Source organism: Streptomyces sp. HUAS MS02 (assembly GCF_055702265.1).
This window is the reverse complement of sequence record NZ_CM146747.1, coordinates 5,585,487-5,605,793: the sequence shown is the minus strand read 5'-3', so window position 1 is coordinate 5,605,793 and position 20,307 is coordinate 5,585,487. Positions and strand designations below refer to the sequence as shown.

Genomic DNA, 20,307 nt, shown 5'->3' with positions numbered 1-20,307 from the left:
AGCCTCTCCCGGCTGATTCCCGGATCCTTCGCGATGCCCGCCGTTTCCCTGGTGGATCGGCGCCGTGGCGGGTCAGCCCGCCGTCTGCTGGATCGGCGGGGTGGCCGTCCGCCGGCTCCGGGCGGCGAGGCCGAGTGCGGCCGTGGCGACGGCCCCGGCGAGGGCGAATACGCCCAGGGCGTTCGCCAGGGTGCCGACGGCGGGGGTGAGCGCGAGGACCACGAGCGGGCAGACGAACTGGCCGAGGAAGAAGGAGCCCGTCCACAGGCCGGTGCCGCGGCCGCGGTCGGCGTAATGGAGCTTGGACATGGCGAGGGTGAGCAGGCTCGGCAGCATGATGCCGCTGCCGAGGCAGTTGATCACCGCGCCGGCGGTCAGCACGACGGGGTTCGGGGCGAGCCAGATCACCGCGAAGCCGAGGGCGCTCAGGCCGAAGGCGATGGGCAGCCAGGCCTGCGGGCCGCGGTCCACCTTGGCGAAGACGACGGCGCCGATCACGACCGCGGCACTGGAGGCGGCCGTGGCCAGTCCGATCACAGCGGGGTTGCTCACGCCCATGTCGTCCAGGAGGAACGCCATCTCGACCTGGACGGCGTAGAAGAGGATGGCGCCGAAGACGGTCAGGGCGCAGGTGCCGGCCAGCGGACGCCACGGGAAGGGCCGCTTGACCGTCGGTTCGGAGGCGGTGGAGGACTCGTTCGCGCGGTCGGCCGGCCGGGGCCGGGGCAGGAAGGCGGCCATGGCCGGGGCGAGCAGCAGGCTCACGGCGTAGGCCCAGAACGGTGCGCGCCAGCCGGCCGATCCGGCCGCGCCGCCCAGCACGAAGAAGGCCGTCGCGGAGATCGCGGCGCACATCGTCTGCATCGCGAGGTAGCGGTCGCGTTGCCGGCCGGAGTAGTAGTCGCCGATCAGCGTGGTGCAGCAGGTCATGATGGCGGCTTCCGCGACACCGACGAGGGCGCGGCTGGCGACGATGGCGCCGAGGGAGTCCAGCCACAGGGGGGCGGTGCCGAGGATCGCGTACAGCACGGTCGAGACGATGAGGAGACGCTTGCGGCCGAGCCGGTCGACGAGGACGCCGGCGAAGGGGGCCAGCAGCGCCAGGGAGAGGGCGGGGATGGTCAGCGCCATGGGGACGAGCGCGTCGACGCCCGGCACGTCGGCGAAGTGGTCCTGCATCTGCGGCAGGACGGGGGCGATGAGCACGGCGCCCAGGATGGGCAGACAGGCACCGGCCATCAGCAGCGTGAGGCGAAGCCGGTGACCGGGGCCGGAGACGGTCTGCTCGGGTCGGTCGTCCGCGACGGCTTCGGACGGCGGGGAAGGGAGCGAGGGCACGGATGCAGGCATGCGGGAACTCCACGTGGCGGGTCGGGAGGGGACGGGGCGGAGCGACGGGGTGGGGCGGCCGTCGTGGTCGGGTGTCCGGTACACCCGTGGCAGGCTCGGAGCGGGGTGCCGATGGCTGCCGGGCGTCGCGGCGGGCAGGCGCGCCGGGCGCCTGAGCGGTCCCGGCTGGCGGGTGACGGTTCGGCTCCGGCGCCGGGTTGAGACGACTATGGGCCAACGGGCAGGTCCTGCCTAGCCCTCGCCCGATCGATATCGAAGATGTGGATCATCCGAGGTGTGGATGCTTGGCCCTTGTAGGAGCCTGGCCCCCGGAGGAGCCCGCTATCTCGGTGCGACCGTGGCGATACGACTGGGCTCGGAAGCGGCCAGCTCCGCTCCCACGCGGGCCGCGGTCTCGCGCAGCCAGATGTGGGCCGCGTCGTGGGTGTGCACCGGGTGCCACCACAGCGCCTCCTGGAGGGGGACCGCCCCGTAGGGCGGTTCCATGAGGCGTACGGCGGCCACACCGCGCAGCAGCTCGGCCAGGCGCTGCTGGACCAGGGCGATCCGGCGGGTGCCGGCGACCAGGAAGGGCAGCGACTGGAAGCTGTCGACGGAGATCTCCACGTGGGGATCGACGCCGAGCATGCTCAGTTGCCGGGCGGCCGGAGCGTCGTAGGCTCGCTGGTAGACGACCCAGGGCAGCCGGGCCAGGTCGTCCATGGTCAGCCGGTCGCCGACCTCGTCGTTCGTCTCGGCCACCAGGAAGGCCCAGCGGTCGGTGTACAGGTCGACGGCGGGGAATCCGCTGATGATGCCGCGCGGCATCAGCAGCCCGTCGGCCGTGCTGAGCAGCGGTGCGGTGTCCTCCGTGACGTCGATGGGCGTCCGCTGGAAGCGCAGCCGTACCCCCGGGGCCTCGGCGTGCACGGTCCGGGCGAGCTCGGCGCCGAACACGGCGAGGGCGTAGTCGGAGGTGAGCAGGGTGAACTCGTGCTCCTCGCTGCCCGGGGCGAAGTCGGCCCTGCTGCTGAAGACCCGTTCCAGCAGGTCGCAGGCGGTCGAGGTGCGGTCCAGCAGAGCGCGGCCGAGGGCGGTCAGTTCGTACTGCTTGCCGACGCGCGAGAGCAGGTCGTCGTCGAAGTGGCGGCGCAGGCGGGCCAGGGCCGCGCTCATCGCCGGCTGACTGAGCCCGACGCGCTGTCCGGCGCGGGTGACGTTGCGCTCCTCCAGCAGGGCCCGCAGGGACAGGACGAGGTTGAGATCGAGGCCGGAGAGGGACACGGCGCCTCCAGAGCGAGGCCGCTCAAGGCGGCAGCATTTGCACCACGGATGATCAACATCTAAAGAATCGATTTCCCAGATTACTCGGTGAGGGCCACATTGGTGCCACCGCAATCTGGAGGACATACCCGTGAAACCCGCAGCCGCTTTCCCGTCCTTCTCCGGACCCTTCGCCCTTGGCGTCCTCTCCGCGCCTGACCAGGCGTCTTTCCCTGGTCTCGTGATCCCCGGGGGGCGCGTGCTGGATCTTCGTACGGCCCTCGGAGAACCGGCTCTGACGACCCGGGAGATCTTCGAGCGCTGGGACGAGATGCTCCCTCGCCTGCACGAACTCGCGGCCGACGCGACAGCCGACGAAACAGCTGACGCGACGGCCGACTGGCGACCGTTGGAGCACCTGCGGGCGCACGCGCCGGTCGAGCCCCGCCAGGTCTTCCAGTCCGGCGCCAACTACCGGCAGCACGTGATCGACCTGGAGGTCGCCCACCGCTCCCCCGACGACCCCCGCACGGTCGAGGAGGCGCGCGCGGAGATCGCCGCGATCATGGACCGGCGGGCGGCCGAGGACCTGCCGTACGTGTTCATCGGCCTGCCGAGCGCGATCACCGGCCCCTTCGACGACGTCGTCCTCCCGGACTGGGCCGAACAGCCCGACTGGGAGCTGGAGTTGGCGGCCGTCATCGCCAGGCCCGCCTACCGGGTGACGGTCGAGGAGGCCCTGGAGTACGTGGCCGGCTACACCATCGCCAACGACCTCACCGACCGGGCGACCGTCTTCCGCCGGGACATGAAGGCCATCGGCACCGACTGGCTGCGGTGCAAGAACGCCCCCGGTTTCACCCCGCTCGGCCCGTGGATCGTGCCCGCCGGGTCGATCGCCGACCCGGGTGACCTGCGGGTCACGCTGAAGCTCAACGGCGACACCATGCAGGACGAGTCCACCAAGGACATGCTCTTCGGCATCGCGCGGCTGGTGTCGTACATCTCCCAGACCTCCCGGCTCCTGCCCGGCGACCTGGTGCTCACCGGCAGCCCGGCCGGCAACGGCATGCACTGGGGACGCCTGCTGCGCGACGGCGACGTCATGGAGGGCTCCATCACGGGTCTGGGCACGCAGCGCACCCGCTGCGTCGCCGAGGGGACCGCGTCGTGAGGACCTCGCTCGACCCCACGGACGCCGAGGGCGCGATCGCCGAGGCCGCCAAGCGGTGTTCCAACTGGGGGCGTTGGGGCGAGGACGACGTCCTCGGCACACTGAACTTCCTCGACGAGGCCAAGCGCCGCGAGGGTGCCGCGCTGGTGCGGCGGGGCGTGAGCTTCTCGCTGTCGCAGCGGTTCGACATGAACGGGCCGCAGAAGGGCTGGCGCCGCCGCACCAACCCCGTCCACACCATGCTGGACACGGGCACGGACGCGGCGCTCGGCAACCAGGGCTTCCCGCACGGCATCGGCGGCGCCGACGACGTGATCGCGATGCCGCTGCAGTGCTCCACCCAGTGGGACGGGCTCGGGCACATCTTCGACCACGGCAAGGCGTGGAACGGGCGGGCGGCCGAGAAGGTCGTCACCTCCGACGGCGATCTGGTCACCGGCATCGAGCACATGGCGCCGTACGTCGCCGGGCGCGGAGTCCTCCTCGACGTCGGCCGGGTGATCGGCGACGAACTCGGCGAACTGCCGGACGGTTTCGCGATCACCGAGGAGCACCTGACCGCGACGGCCGAGGCGCACGGCGTGGCCGTCGGCCGCGGGGACATCGTCGTCGTCCGTACCGGGCGGCTGACGCGCACCCGCCGCGAGGGCTGGGGCGACTACGCGGGCGGAGACTCTCCCGGCCTGTCCTTCACCACCGCCGGCTGGCTGCACACGAGCGAGATCGCCGCGATCGCCACCGACACCTGGGGCTTCGAGGTACGGCCGAACGAGTTCGACGGCGCCTTCCAGCCGCTGCACCAGGTCGTCATCCCCAACATGGGCCTGCTGATCGGCGAGATGTGGGACCCCGACACCCTCGCGGACGACTGCGCCCGCGACGGCGTGTACGAGTTCTGGCTCACCGCCGCGCCCCTGCCCATCACCGGAGCCGTCGGCTCCCCCGTCAATCCGATTGCCGTCAAGTAAGCAGCGGAACAAGGGAGTTCCCCCATGACCACACCCCGCACGGTCCTCGTCATAGGCGGCGGCGCCTCCGGCAACGCCATCACCATCCTGCTGCGCCGGGCCGGCATCGACGTCGACCTGATCGAGGCCAGACCCGACTGGAACGCCACCACCGGCTCCGGCATCACCCTCCAGGGCAACGCCCTGCGTGTCCTGCGCGAGCTGGGCGTGTGGGAGCAGGTGGAAGCATCGGGGTTCGCCTACGGCTCGCTGGGGGTGACCGCCCCCGACGGCACCCTGCTGTTCGTCAAGGAGGACATCAAGACCGGCGGTGACGACCTGCCCGCCACCCTCGGCATGCGGCGGCCGCAACTTCAGCAGATTCTCATCGACGCCGTCCGCGCGACAGGTGCCTCCGTACGCCTGGGCACCACCGCCGAGACCCTGGAGCAGGACGCCGACGGTGTCTCCGTCCGGTTCAGCGACGGCACCGAGGGCCGCTACGACCTGGTGATCGCCGCCGACGGCCTGAACTCCGCGACCCGCGCCGCGATCGGCATCAGCGACCGTCCCGAGCCCGTCGGCATGGCCATCTGGCGCGCCCCCGCCCCGCGCCCCGAGAGCGTCACCCGCTCGGACCTCACCTTCGGTGGCCCCGCCTACATCGCGGGCTACACCCCCACCGGCGAGAACACCCTCTACGCCTACGTCGTCGAGGCCAACCGGGACCGCAACTCCATCGACCCGGCCACCTACGCGGACGAGATGCGCCGGCTGGCCGAGCAGTACGGCGGTGACTGGCCCGAGATCACCAAGCACATCACGGACCCGGCGAAGGTCAACTACACGTGGTTCGACCGGCATCTGGTCGAGGGCTCCTGGCACCGCGGCCGGGTCGTCCTCGTCGGGGACGCCGCTCACTGCTGCCCGCCCACCTTCGCCCAGGGCGCGGCGATGTCCCTGGAGGACGCCTCCGTCCTGACGGAACTGCTCACGAGCGGGCGCGCATGGGACGACGCCCTCTTCCAGGCGTACTACGACCGACGCGTCCCGCGCGTCCGGACCGTCGTCGAGGCGTCCGTCCAGCTCTGCCAGTGGCAGCTGGACCAGGTGCACGACGCAGATGTGCCCGGACTGATCGGCCGCACCATGACCGCCCTCAAGGAGCTGCCGTGACGGCCCACCCTCCCCCGGCCACCGCCGGAAGCCGCCCCCAGCCCGACCCCCGCCCCTCGTCGGGCACGGACGCGCACACCTCCCCGACGGTCGACGTCCACGCGCACGTCCTGATCCCCGAGGTCGATGCCCTGGTGGCCGGCCTGCCGGGCCTTGCGGAGGCCAAAGCCCTCGACGCCCGCCGCAACGGGCCCGCGGCCCTGGCCGTCAGCGGTCCCATGGTCGGCGAGCGCATCCCGAGGCTGACGGACGTCGCCGTACGACTGGCCGCGATGGACGCGCAGGGTGTGGACGTCCAGCTGGTCAGCCCGTCGCCCTCGCACTACCACTACTGGGCGGACGAGGACACGGCGGAGAAGGTGTACCGCCTGGCCAACGAGGCGACGGCCGCCCACTGCGCCCAGGCGCCCGGCCGGCTGCACGGTCTGGGCCTCGTCCCCCTCCAGCACCCGGAATCGGCGGTGCGCGCGCTCGAACACGCCATGGGTACGGGCCTGCTGGGCGTCGAGATCTCCTCGCACGCGCCGGGCCGGGAGCTGTCGGACCCGGCGTACGAACCCTTCTGGACCCGGGCCGAGGAGACGGGCGCGATCCTCTTCCTGCACCCCTTCGGCTGCACGCTCGACGAGCGCCTGGACCAGTGGTACCTGTCCAACACCGTCGGCCAGCCCACCGAGAACGCCGTCGCGCTGTCCCACCTCATCTTCTCCGGCGTACTGGACCGCCACCCGGACCTGAAACTGATCGCCGCACACGGCGGCGGCTACCTGCCCACCCACATCGGCCGCTCCGACCACGCCTGGTCGGCCCGCTCCGACGCGGGTGCGGGCTGCGCCCACCTGCCCAGCAGCTACCTCAAGCGCCTGTACTTCGACTCTCTCGTCCATGACCCGTACGTGCTGCGGGAGTTGATCCGGGCCGCCGGTCCGGACCGGGTGCTGCTCGGCTCCGACTTCCCCTTCGACATGGGCACCGAGAACCCCGTCGGCGCACTGCGCGCCGCACACCTGCCCGACGACGACTTCCACGCCGTGCGCGGTGGCAACGCGACCACGCTGCTGTGCCTGAACTGACCCCCACACAGGAGGAAAGCCCACCATGAGCGCACGCCTGCTCACCCATCTGCGGCACGTCGACCTCGCCGTGCCCGACTACGACAAGCAGCTCGACTTCTACGCCGGCGTCTGGGGCCTGACCAAGGTCGCCGAGGACTCCGGCATCTCCTTCCTCGCCGCCGAGGGCAGCCCCGAACAGTACGTGGTACGGCTGCGCAAGGCCGAGGAGAAGCGCCTCGACCTCATCTCCTACGGCGCCGCGAGCACGGCGGACGTCGACACCCTCGCCGAACAACTCCTCGCGGGCGGCGTGCAGTTGATCTCCCAGCCGGGCAAGATCGACACACCCGGAGGCGGCTACGGCTTCCGCTTCTTCGACGTCGACGGCCGCACCATCGAAGTCTCCGCCGACGTGGACGTACGGCAGCACCGCAGGATCGAGGAGAAGGAGTCGATCCCGGTCAAGCTGTCGCACGTCGTGCTGAACTCGCCGGACCTGGACAGGACCCGTGAGTGGTACGAGACCCACCTCGGCTTCCGCCACTCCGACACGCTCAGCTCGCCGCACGTCGGTGACGTCATGCACTTCATGCGGATCTCCAACCAGCACCACTCCATGGCCATCGCCAAGGGCCCGCACACCTCCCTGCACCACGTCTCCTTCGAGATGCGCGGCATCGACGAGTACATGCGCGGCTCCGGGCGCGTGATCCGGGCCGGCTTCAAGAAGGTCTGGGGTCCGGGTCGGCACATGGCGGGCGACAACACGTTCACGTACTTCCTGGACCCGCACGGCAACACCGTCGAGTACACGACGGAGTTGGAGCTGCTGGACGAGGACACCTGGCACCCCCACGTCTACGACTTCTCCCAGCCCGAGGTCGCCGACCAGTGGGGCACGGCGAACCCCATGAACGAGCTGATCGCCAAGGAGTCGTTCAACGACGTCGACCGCGGCGTCTTCGTCGCCCCGCCGGTCTGACCGGCACCCCTCGAACCCCGGGGACGCGGTGGCCCTGTCACCGCCCTGACGCCCTTGCCGCGTCCCCGGTCCCACCGCTGTCGATGACCGCCGCTGCCTGGAGCCGTGCATGCGTTTCGCCACCTATGAACACCGACACCAGCGCCGGGTCGCCGTCGTCGAGGAGGACGGCACCCTCCACCCGGTTCCCGGGGCGCGCTCGCTCACGGAGCTGATCAGCCGCGGCGACGGACTCGACGCGCTCCTGCGCGCCGGAGCCGCCACGCTCGACGTCCCGCCAGGCCCCCACGTGTCCGAGGTGCGGCTGCTGCCACCGCTCCAGCCGCCCACCGTGCGGGACTTCGTCACCTTCGAGGAACACGTCGAAGGGGTACGGCGATCCGTCGACGGCGTCGGCGGGGTGCCCGAAGCCTGGTACGACGCCCCGACCTTCTACTTCACCAACCCGTACGCCGTCATCGGCGCCCACGACGACGTCCCGGTGCCGCCGGGCAGCGAGGTCCTCGACTTCGAGCTGGAGGTCGCCGCCGTCATCGGCAGGGAGGGGCGCGACCTGACTCCCGACCAGGCACGGGACCACATCATCGGCTACACGGTCTTCAACGACTGGTCGGCCCGTGACCTGCAGTCCCGCGAGATGCAGGTCCGCCTCGGCCCGTGCAAGGGCAAGGACACCGCCGCCACCCTCGGCCCGTACCTGGTCACCGCCGACGAACTGGAGCCGTACCGCGACACCGACGGCTTTCTGCGCCTGGCGCTGACCGCCTCGGTGAACGGCGAGGTCGTCGGCAAGGACCTGCTGTCCAACATGAGCTGGACCTTCGAGGAGATGGTCGCCTACGCCTCGCGGGGCACCGTCGTCCGCCCCGGTGACGTGCTCGGCTCCGGCACCTGCGGCAACGGCGGCTGCCTCGCCGAGCTGTGGGGCGTCCGGGGCGAGCAGTCCCCGCCCCCGCTGAAGCCGGGCGACACCGTCACCCTCACCGTGGAGGGCATCGGCACCGTCTCCAACACCGTGGTCGCGGGCAAGGATCCGGTGCCGCTGCCGACCGCCCGGCGCCGCCGCCGGGAGCGGCCGTGAACGACCCGCACCCCAAGAGGCTCCTCGGCAAGGTCGTCGTCGTCACCGGCGCCGCGCGCGGCCAGGGCGCCGCCGAGGCCGAGGCTCTGGCCCGCGAGGGCGCCCGCGTCATCGCCACCGACGTGACCGAGGCCCCCGGCTGCCGCCGCCTCGACGTCACCGACCAGGAGCACTGGGCGGAGCTGGCCGCCGAACTGCGGGAGTCGTACGGGCAGGTGCACGGCCTGGTCAACAACGCGGGCATCACCTGGCGCGCCCGCCTCGACGAGGTGACCCCCGACGACTTCGCCCGCGTCCACGCCGTCAACGTCACCGGCCCGCTGTTGGGCATCCAGCACCTGACGCCACTGATGCCGCCCGGCTCGTCCATCGTCAACGTCGGCTCCACCGCCGCGCTCACCGGCCACTACCCGGTCGCCTACACGACCAGCAAATGGGCACTGCGCGGCCTGTCGAAGACCGCGGCCACGGAGCTCGGCCCGCGCGGCATCCGCGTCAACACGATCCACCCCGGCTTCATCGAGACCGAGATGACCGCCTCCGCCGCCCCCGCCTTCCGCGAGGCGAACATCCGCGAGACCCCTCTCGGCCGCACCGGCACGGTGGACGAGATCGCCCCGCTCGTGGTCTTCCTCCTGTCCGACGAGTCGTCCTTCATCACCGGCGCCGAGATCCCGGTCGACGGCGGACTCACCGCGCACGGCGGCGTGAAGTCCATCGCCGACGCGTTGCGCCCGGAGGCGTCATGAGACGCCTCGAAGGCAAGCTGGCCCTGATCTCGGGCACCGCCCGTGGCATCAGCCTCCCCGACGAGGTCGCGGGCGCCGCCGTCTTCCTCACCTCCGACGACGCCTCGTACATCACCGGCGCCAACCTCGTCGTCGACGGCGGTCGGTCGTCCGTACTCCCCAGCTGAAAGGGACCACTTCCGTGAACAAGGTGAGCGCGAACGCCGACGAGGCGGTCGCCGACATTCCCGACGGCGCGTCACTGGCCGTCGGCGGCTTCGGCCTCAGCGGCGTCCCCGAAGTGGTGATCCGGGCCCTGCACGAGCAGGGCGCCACCGGCCTGCGGGTCGTATCGAACAACTGCGGCGTGGACGGCCGGGGGCTGGGCGTGCTGCTCGCCGCCGGCCGGATCGCCCGCGTGACGGGCAGTTACGTCGGCGAGAACAAGGAGTTCGCCCGCCAGTACCTGTCGGGCGAGCTGGAGGTGGAACTGGTGCCGCAGGGCACACTGGCCGAACGGCTGCGGGCCGGCGGCGCGGGCATCCCCGCCTTCTTCACCCCGGCCGGGGTGGGCACCCAGGTCGCGAACGGCGGTCTGCCGTGGAGGTACGCGGCGGACGGCTCGGTCGCCGTGGCCTCCCCGCCCAAGGAGACCCGCGACTTCCACGGCAGGCCGCACGTCCTGGAGCACGCCGTCACCACCGACTTCGCCCTCGTCCGGGCCTGGCGGGGGGACCGGCACGGCAACCTGGTCTTCCGCCGCGCCGCGGCCAACTTCAACCCGCTCGCGGCGATGGCCGGCCGGATCACGATCGCCGAGGTCGAAGAGCTCGTGGAACCGGGCGAGCTGAGCCCCGACGCCGTCCACGTCCCCGGCGTCTTCGTCCAGCGGATCGTGGAGCTCACCCCCGCTCAGGCCGCCGACAAGCAGATCGAGAAGAGGACGGTACGAGCATGAGCGCGACGACGGACACGCCCCGGGGCTGGACCCGCGACCAGATGGCGGCCCGCGCCGCCGCCGAACTCACCGACGGCTCCTACGTCAACCTCGGCATCGGCCTGCCCACCCTCATCCCCGGCCACCTCCCGCCCGGCGTGCACGTCGTCCTGCACTCCGAGAACGGCATCCTGGGCACCGGCCCCTACCCGACCGCCGACGAGATCGACCCGGACCTCATCAACGCGGGCAAGGAGACGGTCACCGTCCTCCCCGGTGCGTCCTTCTTCGACTCGGCCCTGTCCTTCGGCATGATCCGCGGCGGTCACATCGACACCGCGGTGCTGGGCGCCATGCAGGTGTCGGAACGCGGTGACCTGGCCAACTGGATGATCCCCGGAAAGATGGTCAAGGGCATGGGCGGGGCGATGGACCTGGTCCACGGAGCCCGCCGCGTCATCGTCCTCATGGACCACACCGCCAAGGACGGCACCCCGAAGATCCTGCCCGAGTGCACCCTGCCACTCACCGGCGAACGGTGCGTCCACCGCGTCATCACCGACCTCGGCGTCCTCGACGTCACCCCCGACGGCCTCGCCCTCGTCGAGACCGCACCCGGCATCACCCTCGACGAGATCACGGCGAGAACGGCCGCGCCCCTGCGGACCGACGCCACCACCGCGACCTGCTGACGGGGTCGTCCACGACCGGTCTCGTCGCCCCATTCAGCAAGCGCACCCCCGAGAGACTCTGCCATACTTCAAGTATGGCAACCCGGAAGATCACCATCACCGTGCCGGAAGAGCTGGTGGAATCGATCAAGGAGCGCGTCGACGCGCGCGGAGTGTCCGGCTACATCGCGGCCGCCGCCGCGCATCAGGACGCCATGGACCGACTGCGGGAGTTGGCCGAACGTCTCGAAGAAGAGCACGGCGCCGTGACGGACGAGGAGCAACAGGCGGCGCTGGACCGCATCGCAGCGATGGACGGCTGGCATGACGAGCGGCGATCTCACACGGACGAGGCCGCGTGAGCCGTACCGTCCGAGCGAAGCTGCACCGGCCGCGACAGCGCGTCTTCGTGTTCGATTGCGAGGCTCTCTCCAAGGCGGTTCAGGGTGATCGGGAGATGGCTGCGCTGATCAAGACGGCTCCACGACTGGACATCCCGATCGTCACCTCGGCGCTCACGACTTTGGAGGCGTGGGACCCTCGCGAATCGTCGAGGCAGGCGCTGTGGAACCGGACGCTGTCGCGAATCCGCATCGTTCACACGGACGAACAGGTCATCGCCATGGCGCGCAACATGCTGAAAGCAGCCGGCCTCCACGGTCACCAGTACGCCATCGATGCCGTTCTGGCGGCTGTGGCCGGGCGGGAAGCCGAGCAGGGAGCTGAGGCAACCGTCTTCACCTCCGACACCGACGACATGAATCAACTCCTCGCGGGACACCCCGTGCGAGTCGAGAAAGTCTGACGAGACGACCCCGCAGGGCTCCCGGCACGCCGACCACACCGCGCACCAGCCTCAGCGACTGTGGCCGTCGTCCGTGCCCTCGGCCTCCTCGGCCTCGTCCGGGACCCCGGATTTCGACGGCTGCGACGACTCGACTCATCGCCTACAGGGCCTGTGCGCCGGTTCGTGGTCCGGGGCGGAAGCCGAACAGCCCCGCCGCCCCGGGCCTGACGAACCTGCCGGCGATCTCGGAGCAATCGCGTCCGAACCGTTGACGCACCGACCGGCTCGCGCCCCATAATCGGGCACTCGCTGTCATCGATGACATAAGTCAACGATGACATCTCGTCGGCTGCGTGGACGTCGCCGTCGGCCAGTTGTCGCCTTCCATCGTCGCCAGTTGCCACTTTCGATCCGCCCGCGCCAGGGCCGTGCACACCGGCGCGCGGACGGCCGCGGGACAAGGAGTCACCATGAACTCTGCACGCGTAGCCCGGCACGCCCGTATGCGCCTGATGGCGGCGATGGCGACCGTCTGCGCCCTGTCGGCGGCCCCACTCGCGCCGGCGGCGCCCGCAGCGGCCGCGGCGGTCGCGGCCGACACCCCGCCGTACACCGAGCCCCACAGACCCCAGTTCCACTTCACGCCGGAGAAGAACTGGATGAACGACCCCAACGGCCTGGTGTATTACAAGGGCGAGTACCACCTCTTCTACCAGTACAACCCGAACGGCAACTCCTGGGGCGACATGTCCTGGGGGCACGCGGTGAGCAAGGACCTCGTGCACTGGGAGGAGTTGCCGCTCGCCCTGTCGCACGACGACGAGGAGATGGTGTTCTCCGGCGGCGCGGTCGTCGACCGGGACAACACCACCGGCTTCGGCACGAAGCAGAACCCGCCCATGGTGGCGATCTACACCAGCGCCTACAAGGACGGCGGCAAGCAGGCCCAGTCGCTCGCCTACAGCACCGATCGCGGCCGCACCTGGACCAAGTACCAGGGAAATCCCGTCATCGACATCGGTTCCAGGAACTTCCGCGACCCGAAGGTCCAGTGGTACGCGCCGACCAAGAGCTGGCTCATGACGGTCTCGCTGTCCGAAGAGCACAAGGTGCAGTTCTACTCGTCGAAGAACCTCAAGGACTGGAGCCTGCTCAGCGAGTTCGGGCCGGCCGGCGCGACGGGCGGCGTGTGGGAGTGCCCCGACCTGTTCCCCCTCGCGGTGGACGGCGACAGGAAGAACATCAAGTGGGTCCTGGTCGTGAACCTCAACCCGGGCGGAATCGCAGGCGGTTCGGGCTCGCAGTACTTCATCGGCGACTTCGACGGCAAGAAGTTCACCGCCGAGGACAAGGGCACCTACACCCCGCCCACGGGCACGGTGGTGCAGGACTTCGAGGGCACCGACTTCGGTGCGTGGACCACCACCGGCAACGCGTTCGGCCAGGCGCCGGCAGCCGGGGCGGTGAACGGGCAGCAGCCGGTCACCGGCTTCGACGGCACGGGCCTCGCCAACAGTTTCCACGGCGGAGACGGCGCCACCGGCACCCTCACCTCGCCCTCCTTCACCGTCGACAGCCCCTACCTGAACTTCAAGATCGGCGGGGGGCGGCATCCGCACAAGGACGGCACGGTCCTGGAGCGGACCCCGCCCGAGGGCACGGTCCTGGCCGACTTCGAGGGCGGCACGTACGGCGGCTGGACGGCGACCGGGGAGGCCTTCGGCACCGCACCGGCCGCCGGCACCCTCCCCGGCCAGCACCAGGTCTCCGGCTTCCTGGGAGACGGCCTGGTCAACACCTTCCTGAACGGCGACTCCACCACCGGAACCCTCACCTCGCCCGAGTTCACCCTCGACAGGAAGTACGTCAACCTCCTTGTCGGCGGCGGCAATCACCCGACCGGCTCCGACCACCCCACCGCCGTCGAACTCCTCGTGGACGGCCAGGTCGTCCGCAGCGCCACCGGAAAGGACGCCGAAGCACTCAACTGGGCCTCCTGGGACGTCGGCGACCTCGCCGGGAAGAAGGCACGGATCAGGATCGTCGACGACAACACCGGCGGCTGGGGCCACATCAACGTCGACCACATCGTGCTCTCCGACTCCGTGGCGCCGCGCGTCTCCGCCGAGACGTCCGTCAACCTGATCGTCGACGGCGAGGTCGTCCGCAGCGCCACCGGCACCGACAGCGAGACCCTCGACTGGGCCTCCTTCGACCTGCGTCCCTACGCCGGGAAGGAGGCGCGCATCCAGGTCGTCGACATGAACACCGGCGGCTGGGGCCACATCCTTGCCGACCGGTTCACCACCGCGGACAAGCCCGCCAAGTCCGTCCTGCAACGAGCCGACTGGACCGACCACGGCCAGGACTACTACGCGGCCGTGTCCTGGGAGCACGCGCCGGGCGGCAAGCGGTACATGATCGGCTGGATGGACAACTGGGACTACGCCGGCTCCGTCCCCACCACCCCCTGGCGCGGCGCGCAGAGCGTCCCCCGGGAGATGGCCCTGCGCACGGTCGACGGCAGGATCCGACTGACCAGCAAGCCGGTGGGCAGCCTGGAGTCCCTGCGGGACAGGCGCCTGGTGGCGGCGTCCGGTGTCACCGTCAAGAACGCCTCCAGGCCCCTGCTCGGTCGTACGGCCGACGGCCAGGCACTCGACGTCGAGGCGACCTTCTCCCTCAAGGACGCCGACCGCTTCGGTCTGAAGGTCCGCACCGGAACGGGCGGCGAGGAGACCGTCATCGGCTACGACACCACGACCCAGGAGCTGTACGTCGACCGCTCCCGCTCCGGCGCAGTCGACTTCCACGACCTGTTCTCGACCGGCGTGCAGACCGCGCCCCTGAAGCCCAGGAACGGCAAGGTCAAGCTGCGCGTCTTGGTCGACCGGTCCTCCGTCGAAGTCTTCGGCGGCAGCGGCGAGGCCGTGATCACCGACCAGATCTTCCCCGACCCGTCCAGCACCGGCGTCGAGTTCTTCGCCGAGGGCGGCACCGCCACCCTCGACCAGGTACGGGCGTGGCAGCTGGGGTCCATCTGGAGGTGACGGGGGCCCAGTTCACCGCACAGGGCCGCGGTCCTGTGCGGCGGGCAGGACCGCGGGCGGGCTGCGGCTGGGCTGATCGGACGGGGATCCAGTCGGGCCACTGCGGCGGGACGTTGCTCACCGGGCAGAGACCGGAGTCGCCGGGATAGCCGTCCAGCGTCCCTCTGACCGCGAAGAACCACCATGCCGGCCCCACTGTCGCGACGATCACCAGCAGTGTCGGAGTTGCGACGCGGACCGCCGTCTGCGCGCGAAGCACCAGGTGCCTGCCGACGGCCTGCGCCACGAGTCCCGTGATCGTTCCGACGGTTATGACCACAGGGAACAGGAAGTTGAGCTCGAAGCGTCCGCTGGCGTCGTAGCCCGCGTCGCAATAAGCACGCGCCCAGACAGTCAGCGACCAGGCGACGCCGCCCATGGCGGCTCCGAAGAGCGCGGAGACCGCCCCGGGAAGACAGGAGCTGGATGACGACTTGACTGTGTCCACGACATGCCACGACACGGAACACCTGGTGCATGGTTCCGATTGCCCAGTGCGTTGTTCCGAACGTTCGGTTCACGGTTCCGAACACCCGGTGCATGCTTCTGAACCGACGGCGGACGCGAGGCTTCGCCCCTGCGTCAGTTTTTCCGGCGGCGCCCCTGCGCATAGGGGCCGTGGCGATCGTGCTCCCGCCATTCCTCGTCATGGGGGTCGCGGTCCTCGCCGTCCGCGTTGTCTCCGGGAGTCGCGATGCGTTCCCCCCTGTTGACCTTGGCAAGCAGCGAGGCGAGGGGATCAGGAGGACCGTCACTGAAACGGGCGGAGCCGCGCTGGGGCGATGGCCCCGGCTCTCTCGCGCCTTGACTCGACCGTGCCGTACCGCTCATGAGCAGCCCCCTCCGACTCGATGAGATGCATCAGAGATCTTTCCCTGACCGGTCGCGGTCAACCCCACCTCGGTCCTGCCCGTACCGCGCGGCCGAGTGGGTCAGGTGGTGGGAGGGCTGGTCAAGGCGGTGATCAGTTGGTGAGCCCGGGTTCGTTCGAGCAGGAGGGACTCGGTCAGGGGGCCCGTGCCCGGGTCCGGATCCGGTGCGGAGCCGTCCCTGCGCGCGGTCGGGCCCGGTGCGGTCGCGGTGGGGGACGTGGTCGGCGTCAGGTAGTGGCTGAGGGGGTGGGGGTCCGGGAGCAGGGGGACGCTGTTGTCGGTGAGAGCCCTGTGGACCTTCGTGTAGTCCAGGCCCAGCCGGGTCAGGCGGTCGCCGCCCGTGTAGCGGAGGTCGGGCGTGGGGGCGTGCTCGCCCGCGAGGTGCGGGTGGCGGAGGGCGACCTCGTGTGTGGCCAGGATCGCCAGGAGGACGTGTTCCGTGCCGACCGTGTCGGCGCCCAGCCGGTGTGCCTGCTCGTAGGTCTCCAGGCCGACCCAACGGGCGGGTCGCGCCGCCCAGTTGATCCCGGATCGCTTGGCCAGCCACCGCTTCCAGAAGGGCAGGTGGCGGTAGTGGTCACGGCCGAGGAGCCGGTCGCGGGTGGCGTGCAGGAGGGGGGTCAGGGTGTCCGTCGTGTCGACGGCCGTGCCGTCGAGGCGGGCCTGTACGGCTTGGGGGGTGATACCGCAGACGCCCAGCAGTTCCACCGCGCGGTTCTCCTCGGCCAGCAGGGCCCGCAGCAGATGCGACGCGCCGAACTTCGCCGCGCCCTCCCGCTCGGCGTGGGCCATCGCCGCCGTCAGAGCCCTGGCCGCGGCGCCCGTAAGACGATCGCTCCGGTTGCTGTTCTCGCCCAGCACCTCCCGCGCGTCGACGGACGCCTCCGCGTCGTCGGAGGTCAGCCACCCGGCGTTCCGGTCCGTCCGCACGGCATCCCGATCCATTCGCTGCCGTAACACCGCCAGCAGGGCCGTCTTCGTCGCCCCCTCGCTCGCGAGTGCCTCGCGCGCGGCTCCCTTGGACGTGGTGATGCCGGCGAGCAGGTGCTCGGTGCCGAGAGGGTCCCTGGCGCCCGCCTGGGCACCACGGGCCGCCCCCAGGATGCCCACGGTGTTCCAGTCGGGCTCCTTCACCGCCGCCGTGCCACCGGTCGCTCCCGTGTCGCCGGTCTCCCCCATGCCGCCGTCCCTCTTCTCGCTGGTCATGGGCACAGCCTCCCCGAGCGGGGATGTCGGCCGCATCGCCCCCGAGAGGGACCTCGGCGAGCCTCGGCATGCCTCTCTGGTTGCATGCGACGCGGCCGGAGGTAAACCTCTGGCGGCTGGGGCGACCCGGCCTGCACCCCGCAGTCATAATCCAGCCACCCCCTCTCCAAAAGTGAGGGACGGGCACACTGGAAGGCAGTGCGTACGGTGCGTGCAGCACGCGCGGTGCGTCGTTGGGCACCCCCGGGAAGGATCAGATGTTCATCATCTTCGGCACCAAGGGATACCTGTACCAGCTCGCGATACTGACGCTGGTGTGCGGACAGTGCGGCAACCCCGCCGCGCACACGCTCAGGAAGCGGGTCACGAAGTTCACGCTGTTCTTCGTGCCGCTCATCCCGATCTCGACGAAGTACCAGACGCAGTGCACGTTCTGCGGCGCCGAGCAGAAGGTCAGCGCCGAGCAGGCCGAGCGGCTCCAGGAGCAGAGCACCGGCGCGCACGGCGGCCAGTCGTACGGCCAGCCGCAGCAGCAGCCGTACCAGTCCTGAGCACGAGCGGGAGGGCATCGACCCGAAGGAACCCATAGGAACCCGGCCTGTACGGCAGCGCCGTGCCTTCCGGTGGCCCGCCCTTCCCGCCCTCGGCGCGGGATACTGGCCCCATGCGGTTGCGAGGCCGGGGCTGTGTCGTCGCCGGGCTGGTGTCGGCACTGGTGGCCCTGCCCGGCTGTGCGGGTGGGGACCGCGAGGGTGGCCCGCCTCCCACGGCACCGTCGCAGACGTCAGAGTCGTCGGAGGCAGCGGAGGCTCCGAAGGCATCCCCCACTCCGCACCCCGTGAACCCCGTCTCGATCCCCGGTCTGATCGCCCGCCCGCACACCGGCTCCGACCTGCGTCTGGGCGCCGTACTGGCCCGTACCGCCGCGTACACCAGTCACGCGGTGACGTACGAGGCCGACGGTCTGACCATCTCGGGGATCATGAACATCCCCGAGGGCGAGGGCCCCTTCCCGGCGCTGGTGCTGGCGCACGGGTACATCGACCCCGCCGTGTACACCACCGGGCGCGGGCTGGCCCGGGAACAGGATCTGCTGGCCCGCGAGGGCTACGTCGTCCTGCACACCGACTACCGCAACCACGCGGGCTCCGACGACGACCCCGACAACGACGTGAACCTCCGCCTCGGCTACACCGAGGACGTGATCGGCGCGGCCCTGGCACTGCGCGACTCCGGACGTCCGGAGATCGACGGTGACCGGATCGGTCTGCTGGGGCGGTCGATGGGAGGCGGAGTCGTCTACAACACGCTGGTGGTCGCCCCGGGTCTGTTCGACGCGGCCGTGGTCTTCGCCCCGGTGAGCTCCCGGCCCGCCGAGAACATCGACCATTTCCAGCGCCCCGGCGGCGACCCGATCGTTGCGGAGATCGAGGCCGCGCACGGCACCCCGGCGTCGAACCCCGTCTTCTGGCGAGAGGTCTCGCCCCTCACGTACGTCGACCGCGTCACCGAGCCGCTCCTCATCCACCACGGCACGGCCGACGACACCTGCCCGCTCGCCTGGTCGGAGCGGACCACGGCGGAGTTCGAGGCGGCCGGCAAGGACGTACGCCTGATCAAGTACCCCGGCGAGGGACACACGTTCGGCCCGCAGTGGCCCACGTCCATGCAACGCACCGTGTCCTTCTTCGCCACCCACCTCCGCTGACCACGGCGATGTCACAGCCGGGCCGGTCCATGCCGGGCCCTGGTCATCGGCCTCGTGCCGGGGTGCCGGGGCCTTGTCCGCGAGGGTCCGGTGGGCCGCTGACCTCCCCAAAGAACCGGGGGAAAGAACTACCCGCCCACCCACCCTCCCTGGCCGCGAGGGGCCGCTTCACCCGTCCGGGTGACCGGCTTGCAGGCGCGGGAGGCGGGCGGTTACGTTCGCCGCGACAACCGCACAAAGACTTCGGCCCCCGGCCGGGACTGGCATCCCGATCGAGGGCCTGACCAACCAGGAAGTACCGACCTTCCCAATGGCTGATTCGCAGTCTAACGCGCGCCTGCGCGCCGACGCCGGAGTACCAACCTCCGGTGTGATCCACGTACGCACCCGGCTGACGGCCGACTTCACGGTGATCTCCAACGCCCTCGCACAGCGGCGCGGCAGCGCGGTCACGATCGGCGTCGCGACCTACATCTCCTCCCTGCCCACCGGCACCTCCGTGAGCATCACCGCCCTGTGCGCGCACTTCGACGAGGGCGAGATCCTCATCTCGCGAGCACTGAGAGAGCTGGAAGCGGCCGGATATCTAGAACGCCGCCGCGAGCGAACGCCCACCGGACAGGTCCGCACCCGGACGTACTTCTACGACGTCCCCGGCGGCCAACCAGACCCGGACCCGGACCCGAGCGGGCCTCCCAAGCCCCCCAGGCCCCGTCGCCCCCGAAAGCAACCCGCCACTGCCACACCCGCACCCGCGCCCGGGGCCGTGCCGGACACGGCGGAGACGCCCGTACAGGCGGAGGAGAAGACGGACCAGGCAGCGGAGCCGGAAACACAGACCGAGACCGCGGCTGAGGCACCGGCCCCACTCACCGACGCCGACCCCCGAGCCATCGCCCTGCTCGCGGGCCTGCGCCGGGTCGACCCCCGCCTCGTCCTGTCCGAACGGGAAGCCGCCCGCCTCGCCCCAGCCGTCACCCAGTGGCTCGCAACAGGCCTCCTGCCCACACAGATCACCGACCACCTCACCGCACGACTCCCAGCAGACCTCCTCGTCCGCCCGGTCGGCATCCTCGCCTACCGGCTGAAGGAGACACCCCTGACCGCACCGGCACCGGCAATCGGAAGTCCCGAAACCCCAGAACGCCCGGTGATCCTGGACATGCGCAACTGCGACGGCTGCGACCGAGGCTTCCGCTCCGCAGGACACAGCCACTGCCGGGACTGCCGGACCCGGAACCAACTCCCCGCAACCGGCTGAGCCGGTGGCCGGGTGTGCGGTCCACCCGCAGGTGGGAAGCG

General features: G+C 70.7%; 19 protein-coding genes. 16 read left to right on the top strand and 3 right to left on the bottom strand.

Going from position 1 to position 20,307, the window contains the following annotated elements:
- Positions 1-72 precede the first annotated feature (72 nt).
- Positions 73-1,350, bottom strand: coding sequence for an MFS transporter (locus ACZ9QC_RS24230; protein ID WP_472915042.1), 1,278 nt, complete (start codon positions 1,348-1,350; stop codon positions 73-75).
- A gap of 321 nt (positions 1,351-1,671) precedes the next feature.
- The gene (locus ACZ9QC_RS24225; protein WP_472915041.1) at positions 1,672-2,613 is read right to left on the bottom strand and encodes a LysR family transcriptional regulator; all 942 of its coding nucleotides are present in this window, start codon (positions 2,611-2,613) and stop codon (positions 1,672-1,674) included.
- A 130-nt stretch (positions 2,614-2,743) separates the two neighbouring features.
- Here ACZ9QC_RS24225 and ACZ9QC_RS24220 point away from each other — a divergent pair, with 130 nt between their 5' ends.
- The 13 genes from ACZ9QC_RS24220 (at position 2,744) to ACZ9QC_RS24160 (ending at position 15,180) form a co-directional block, all read left to right on the top strand.
- On the top strand, positions 2,744-3,766 hold the full coding sequence (locus ACZ9QC_RS24220) for a fumarylacetoacetate hydrolase family protein (protein ID WP_472915040.1): 1,023 nt from the start codon (positions 2,744-2,746) through the stop codon (positions 3,764-3,766).
- The gene (locus ACZ9QC_RS24215) at positions 3,763-4,734 is read left to right on the top strand and encodes a cyclase family protein (RefSeq protein ID WP_472915039.1); all 972 of its coding nucleotides are present in this window, start codon (positions 3,763-3,765) and stop codon (positions 4,732-4,734) included. Before ACZ9QC_RS24220 ends, ACZ9QC_RS24215 begins: the two co-directional genes overlap by 4 nt.
- A 24-nt stretch (positions 4,735-4,758) precedes the next feature.
- Complete coding sequence (locus tag ACZ9QC_RS24210; RefSeq protein ID WP_472915038.1) at positions 4,759-5,889, top strand: FAD-dependent oxidoreductase; 1,131 nt, start codon at positions 4,759-4,761, stop codon at positions 5,887-5,889.
- Positions 5,886-6,962, top strand: a complete 1,077-nt coding sequence (locus ACZ9QC_RS24205; protein ID WP_472915037.1) for an amidohydrolase family protein — start codon at positions 5,886-5,888, stop codon at positions 6,960-6,962. Before ACZ9QC_RS24210 ends, ACZ9QC_RS24205 begins: the two co-directional genes overlap by 4 nt.
- 25 nt (positions 6,963-6,987) lie before the next feature.
- Complete coding sequence (locus ACZ9QC_RS24200; RefSeq protein ID WP_472915036.1) at positions 6,988-7,926, top strand: VOC family protein; 939 nt, start codon at positions 6,988-6,990, stop codon at positions 7,924-7,926.
- A 109-nt stretch (positions 7,927-8,035) separates the two neighbouring features.
- Complete coding sequence (locus ACZ9QC_RS24195; RefSeq protein WP_472915035.1) at positions 8,036-9,007, top strand: fumarylacetoacetate hydrolase family protein; 972 nt, start codon at positions 8,036-8,038, stop codon at positions 9,005-9,007.
- Positions 9,004-9,756: an SDR family NAD(P)-dependent oxidoreductase gene (locus ACZ9QC_RS24190; protein ID WP_472915034.1), complete on the top strand. Its 753-nt coding sequence runs from the start codon at positions 9,004-9,006 to the stop codon at positions 9,754-9,756. The genes ACZ9QC_RS24195 and ACZ9QC_RS24190 overlap by 4 nt, the downstream gene beginning before the upstream one ends.
- Positions 9,753-9,923 (top strand): SDR family oxidoreductase, encoded by a 171-nt coding sequence (locus tag ACZ9QC_RS24185; RefSeq protein ID WP_472915033.1) that lies wholly within the window; start codon positions 9,753-9,755, stop codon positions 9,921-9,923. The genes ACZ9QC_RS24190 and ACZ9QC_RS24185 overlap by 4 nt, the downstream gene beginning before the upstream one ends.
- Positions 9,924-9,937: 14 nt before the next feature.
- A complete protein-coding gene (locus tag ACZ9QC_RS24180) occupies positions 9,938-10,693 on the top strand; it encodes a CoA transferase subunit A (RefSeq protein WP_472915032.1) in 756 nt (251 codons plus the stop codon).
- Positions 10,690-11,364, top strand: a complete 675-nt coding sequence (locus tag ACZ9QC_RS24175; protein WP_472915031.1) for a CoA transferase subunit B — start codon at positions 10,690-10,692, stop codon at positions 11,362-11,364. Before ACZ9QC_RS24180 ends, ACZ9QC_RS24175 begins: the two co-directional genes overlap by 4 nt.
- A 74-nt stretch (positions 11,365-11,438) precedes the next feature.
- Positions 11,439-11,705, top strand: a complete 267-nt coding sequence (locus ACZ9QC_RS24170) for a hypothetical protein (RefSeq protein WP_472915030.1) — start codon at positions 11,439-11,441, stop codon at positions 11,703-11,705.
- Positions 11,702-12,148: a hypothetical protein gene (locus ACZ9QC_RS24165; protein ID WP_472915029.1), complete on the top strand. Its 447-nt coding sequence runs from the start codon at positions 11,702-11,704 to the stop codon at positions 12,146-12,148. Before ACZ9QC_RS24170 ends, ACZ9QC_RS24165 begins: the two co-directional genes overlap by 4 nt.
- A 452-nt stretch (positions 12,149-12,600) precedes the next feature.
- Positions 12,601-15,180: a GH32 C-terminal domain-containing protein gene (locus ACZ9QC_RS24160; RefSeq protein ID WP_472915028.1), complete on the top strand. Its 2,580-nt coding sequence runs from the start codon at positions 12,601-12,603 to the stop codon at positions 15,178-15,180.
- A 971-nt stretch (positions 15,181-16,151) separates the two neighbouring features.
- Here the strand turns inward: ACZ9QC_RS24160 and ACZ9QC_RS24155 are convergent.
- Entirely contained in the window at positions 16,152-17,297 is a 1,146-nt protein-coding gene (locus ACZ9QC_RS24155) for a Clp protease N-terminal domain-containing protein (RefSeq protein ID WP_472915027.1), read from the bottom strand.
- Between the two features lie 257 nt (positions 17,298-17,554).
- Between ACZ9QC_RS24155 and ACZ9QC_RS24150 the strand changes: the two genes are divergently transcribed.
- The 3 genes from ACZ9QC_RS24150 to ACZ9QC_RS24140 all read left to right on the top strand — a co-directional run bounded on the left by ACZ9QC_RS24150 (position 17,555) and on the right by ACZ9QC_RS24140 (position 20,266).
- Positions 17,555-17,848 carry a zinc-ribbon domain-containing protein gene (locus ACZ9QC_RS24150; protein ID WP_472915026.1) on the top strand — a complete coding sequence of 98 codons (294 nt, stop codon included), beginning with the start codon at positions 17,555-17,557 and terminating at the stop codon, positions 17,846-17,848.
- Between the two features lie 287 nt (positions 17,849-18,135).
- Positions 18,136-19,005: an alpha/beta hydrolase family protein gene (locus ACZ9QC_RS24145; RefSeq protein ID WP_472915025.1), complete on the top strand. Its 870-nt coding sequence runs from the start codon at positions 18,136-18,138 to the stop codon at positions 19,003-19,005.
- A gap of 310 nt (positions 19,006-19,315) precedes the next feature.
- Positions 19,316-20,266: a hypothetical protein gene (locus tag ACZ9QC_RS24140; RefSeq protein WP_472915024.1), complete on the top strand. Its 951-nt coding sequence runs from the start codon at positions 19,316-19,318 to the stop codon at positions 20,264-20,266.
- Positions 20,267-20,307 lie beyond the last annotated feature (41 nt).

Bases quoted from the DNA above. Each gene is read 5' to 3' on its own strand.
- ACZ9QC_RS24230 (WP_472915042.1), bottom strand. From the start codon at position 1,350: ATGCCTGCATCCGTGCCCTCGCTCCCTTCCCCGCCGTCCGAAGCCGTC.
- ACZ9QC_RS24210 (WP_472915038.1), top strand. From the start codon at position 4,759: ATGACCACACCCCGCACGGTCCTCGTCATAGGCGGCGGCGCCTCCGGC.
- ACZ9QC_RS24200 (WP_472915036.1), top strand. From the start codon at position 6,988: ATGAGCGCACGCCTGCTCACCCATCTGCGGCACGTCGACCTCGCCGTG.
- ACZ9QC_RS24195 (WP_472915035.1), top strand. From the start codon at position 8,036: ATGCGTTTCGCCACCTATGAACACCGACACCAGCGCCGGGTCGCCGTC.
- ACZ9QC_RS24185 (WP_472915033.1), top strand. From the start codon at position 9,753: ATGAGACGCCTCGAAGGCAAGCTGGCCCTGATCTCGGGCACCGCCCGT.
- ACZ9QC_RS24175 (WP_472915031.1), top strand. From the start codon at position 10,690: ATGAGCGCGACGACGGACACGCCCCGGGGCTGGACCCGCGACCAGATG.
- ACZ9QC_RS24170 (WP_472915030.1), top strand. From the start codon at position 11,439: ATGGCAACCCGGAAGATCACCATCACCGTGCCGGAAGAGCTGGTGGAA.
- ACZ9QC_RS24160 (WP_472915028.1), top strand. From the start codon at position 12,601: ATGAACTCTGCACGCGTAGCCCGGCACGCCCGTATGCGCCTGATGGCG.
- ACZ9QC_RS24155 (WP_472915027.1), bottom strand. From the start codon at position 17,297: ATGACCAGCGAGAAGAGGGACGGCGGCATGGGGGAGACCGGCGACACG.
- ACZ9QC_RS24150 (WP_472915026.1), top strand. From the start codon at position 17,555: ATGTTCATCATCTTCGGCACCAAGGGATACCTGTACCAGCTCGCGATA.
- ACZ9QC_RS24140 (WP_472915024.1), top strand. From the start codon at position 19,316: ATGGCTGATTCGCAGTCTAACGCGCGCCTGCGCGCCGACGCCGGAGTA.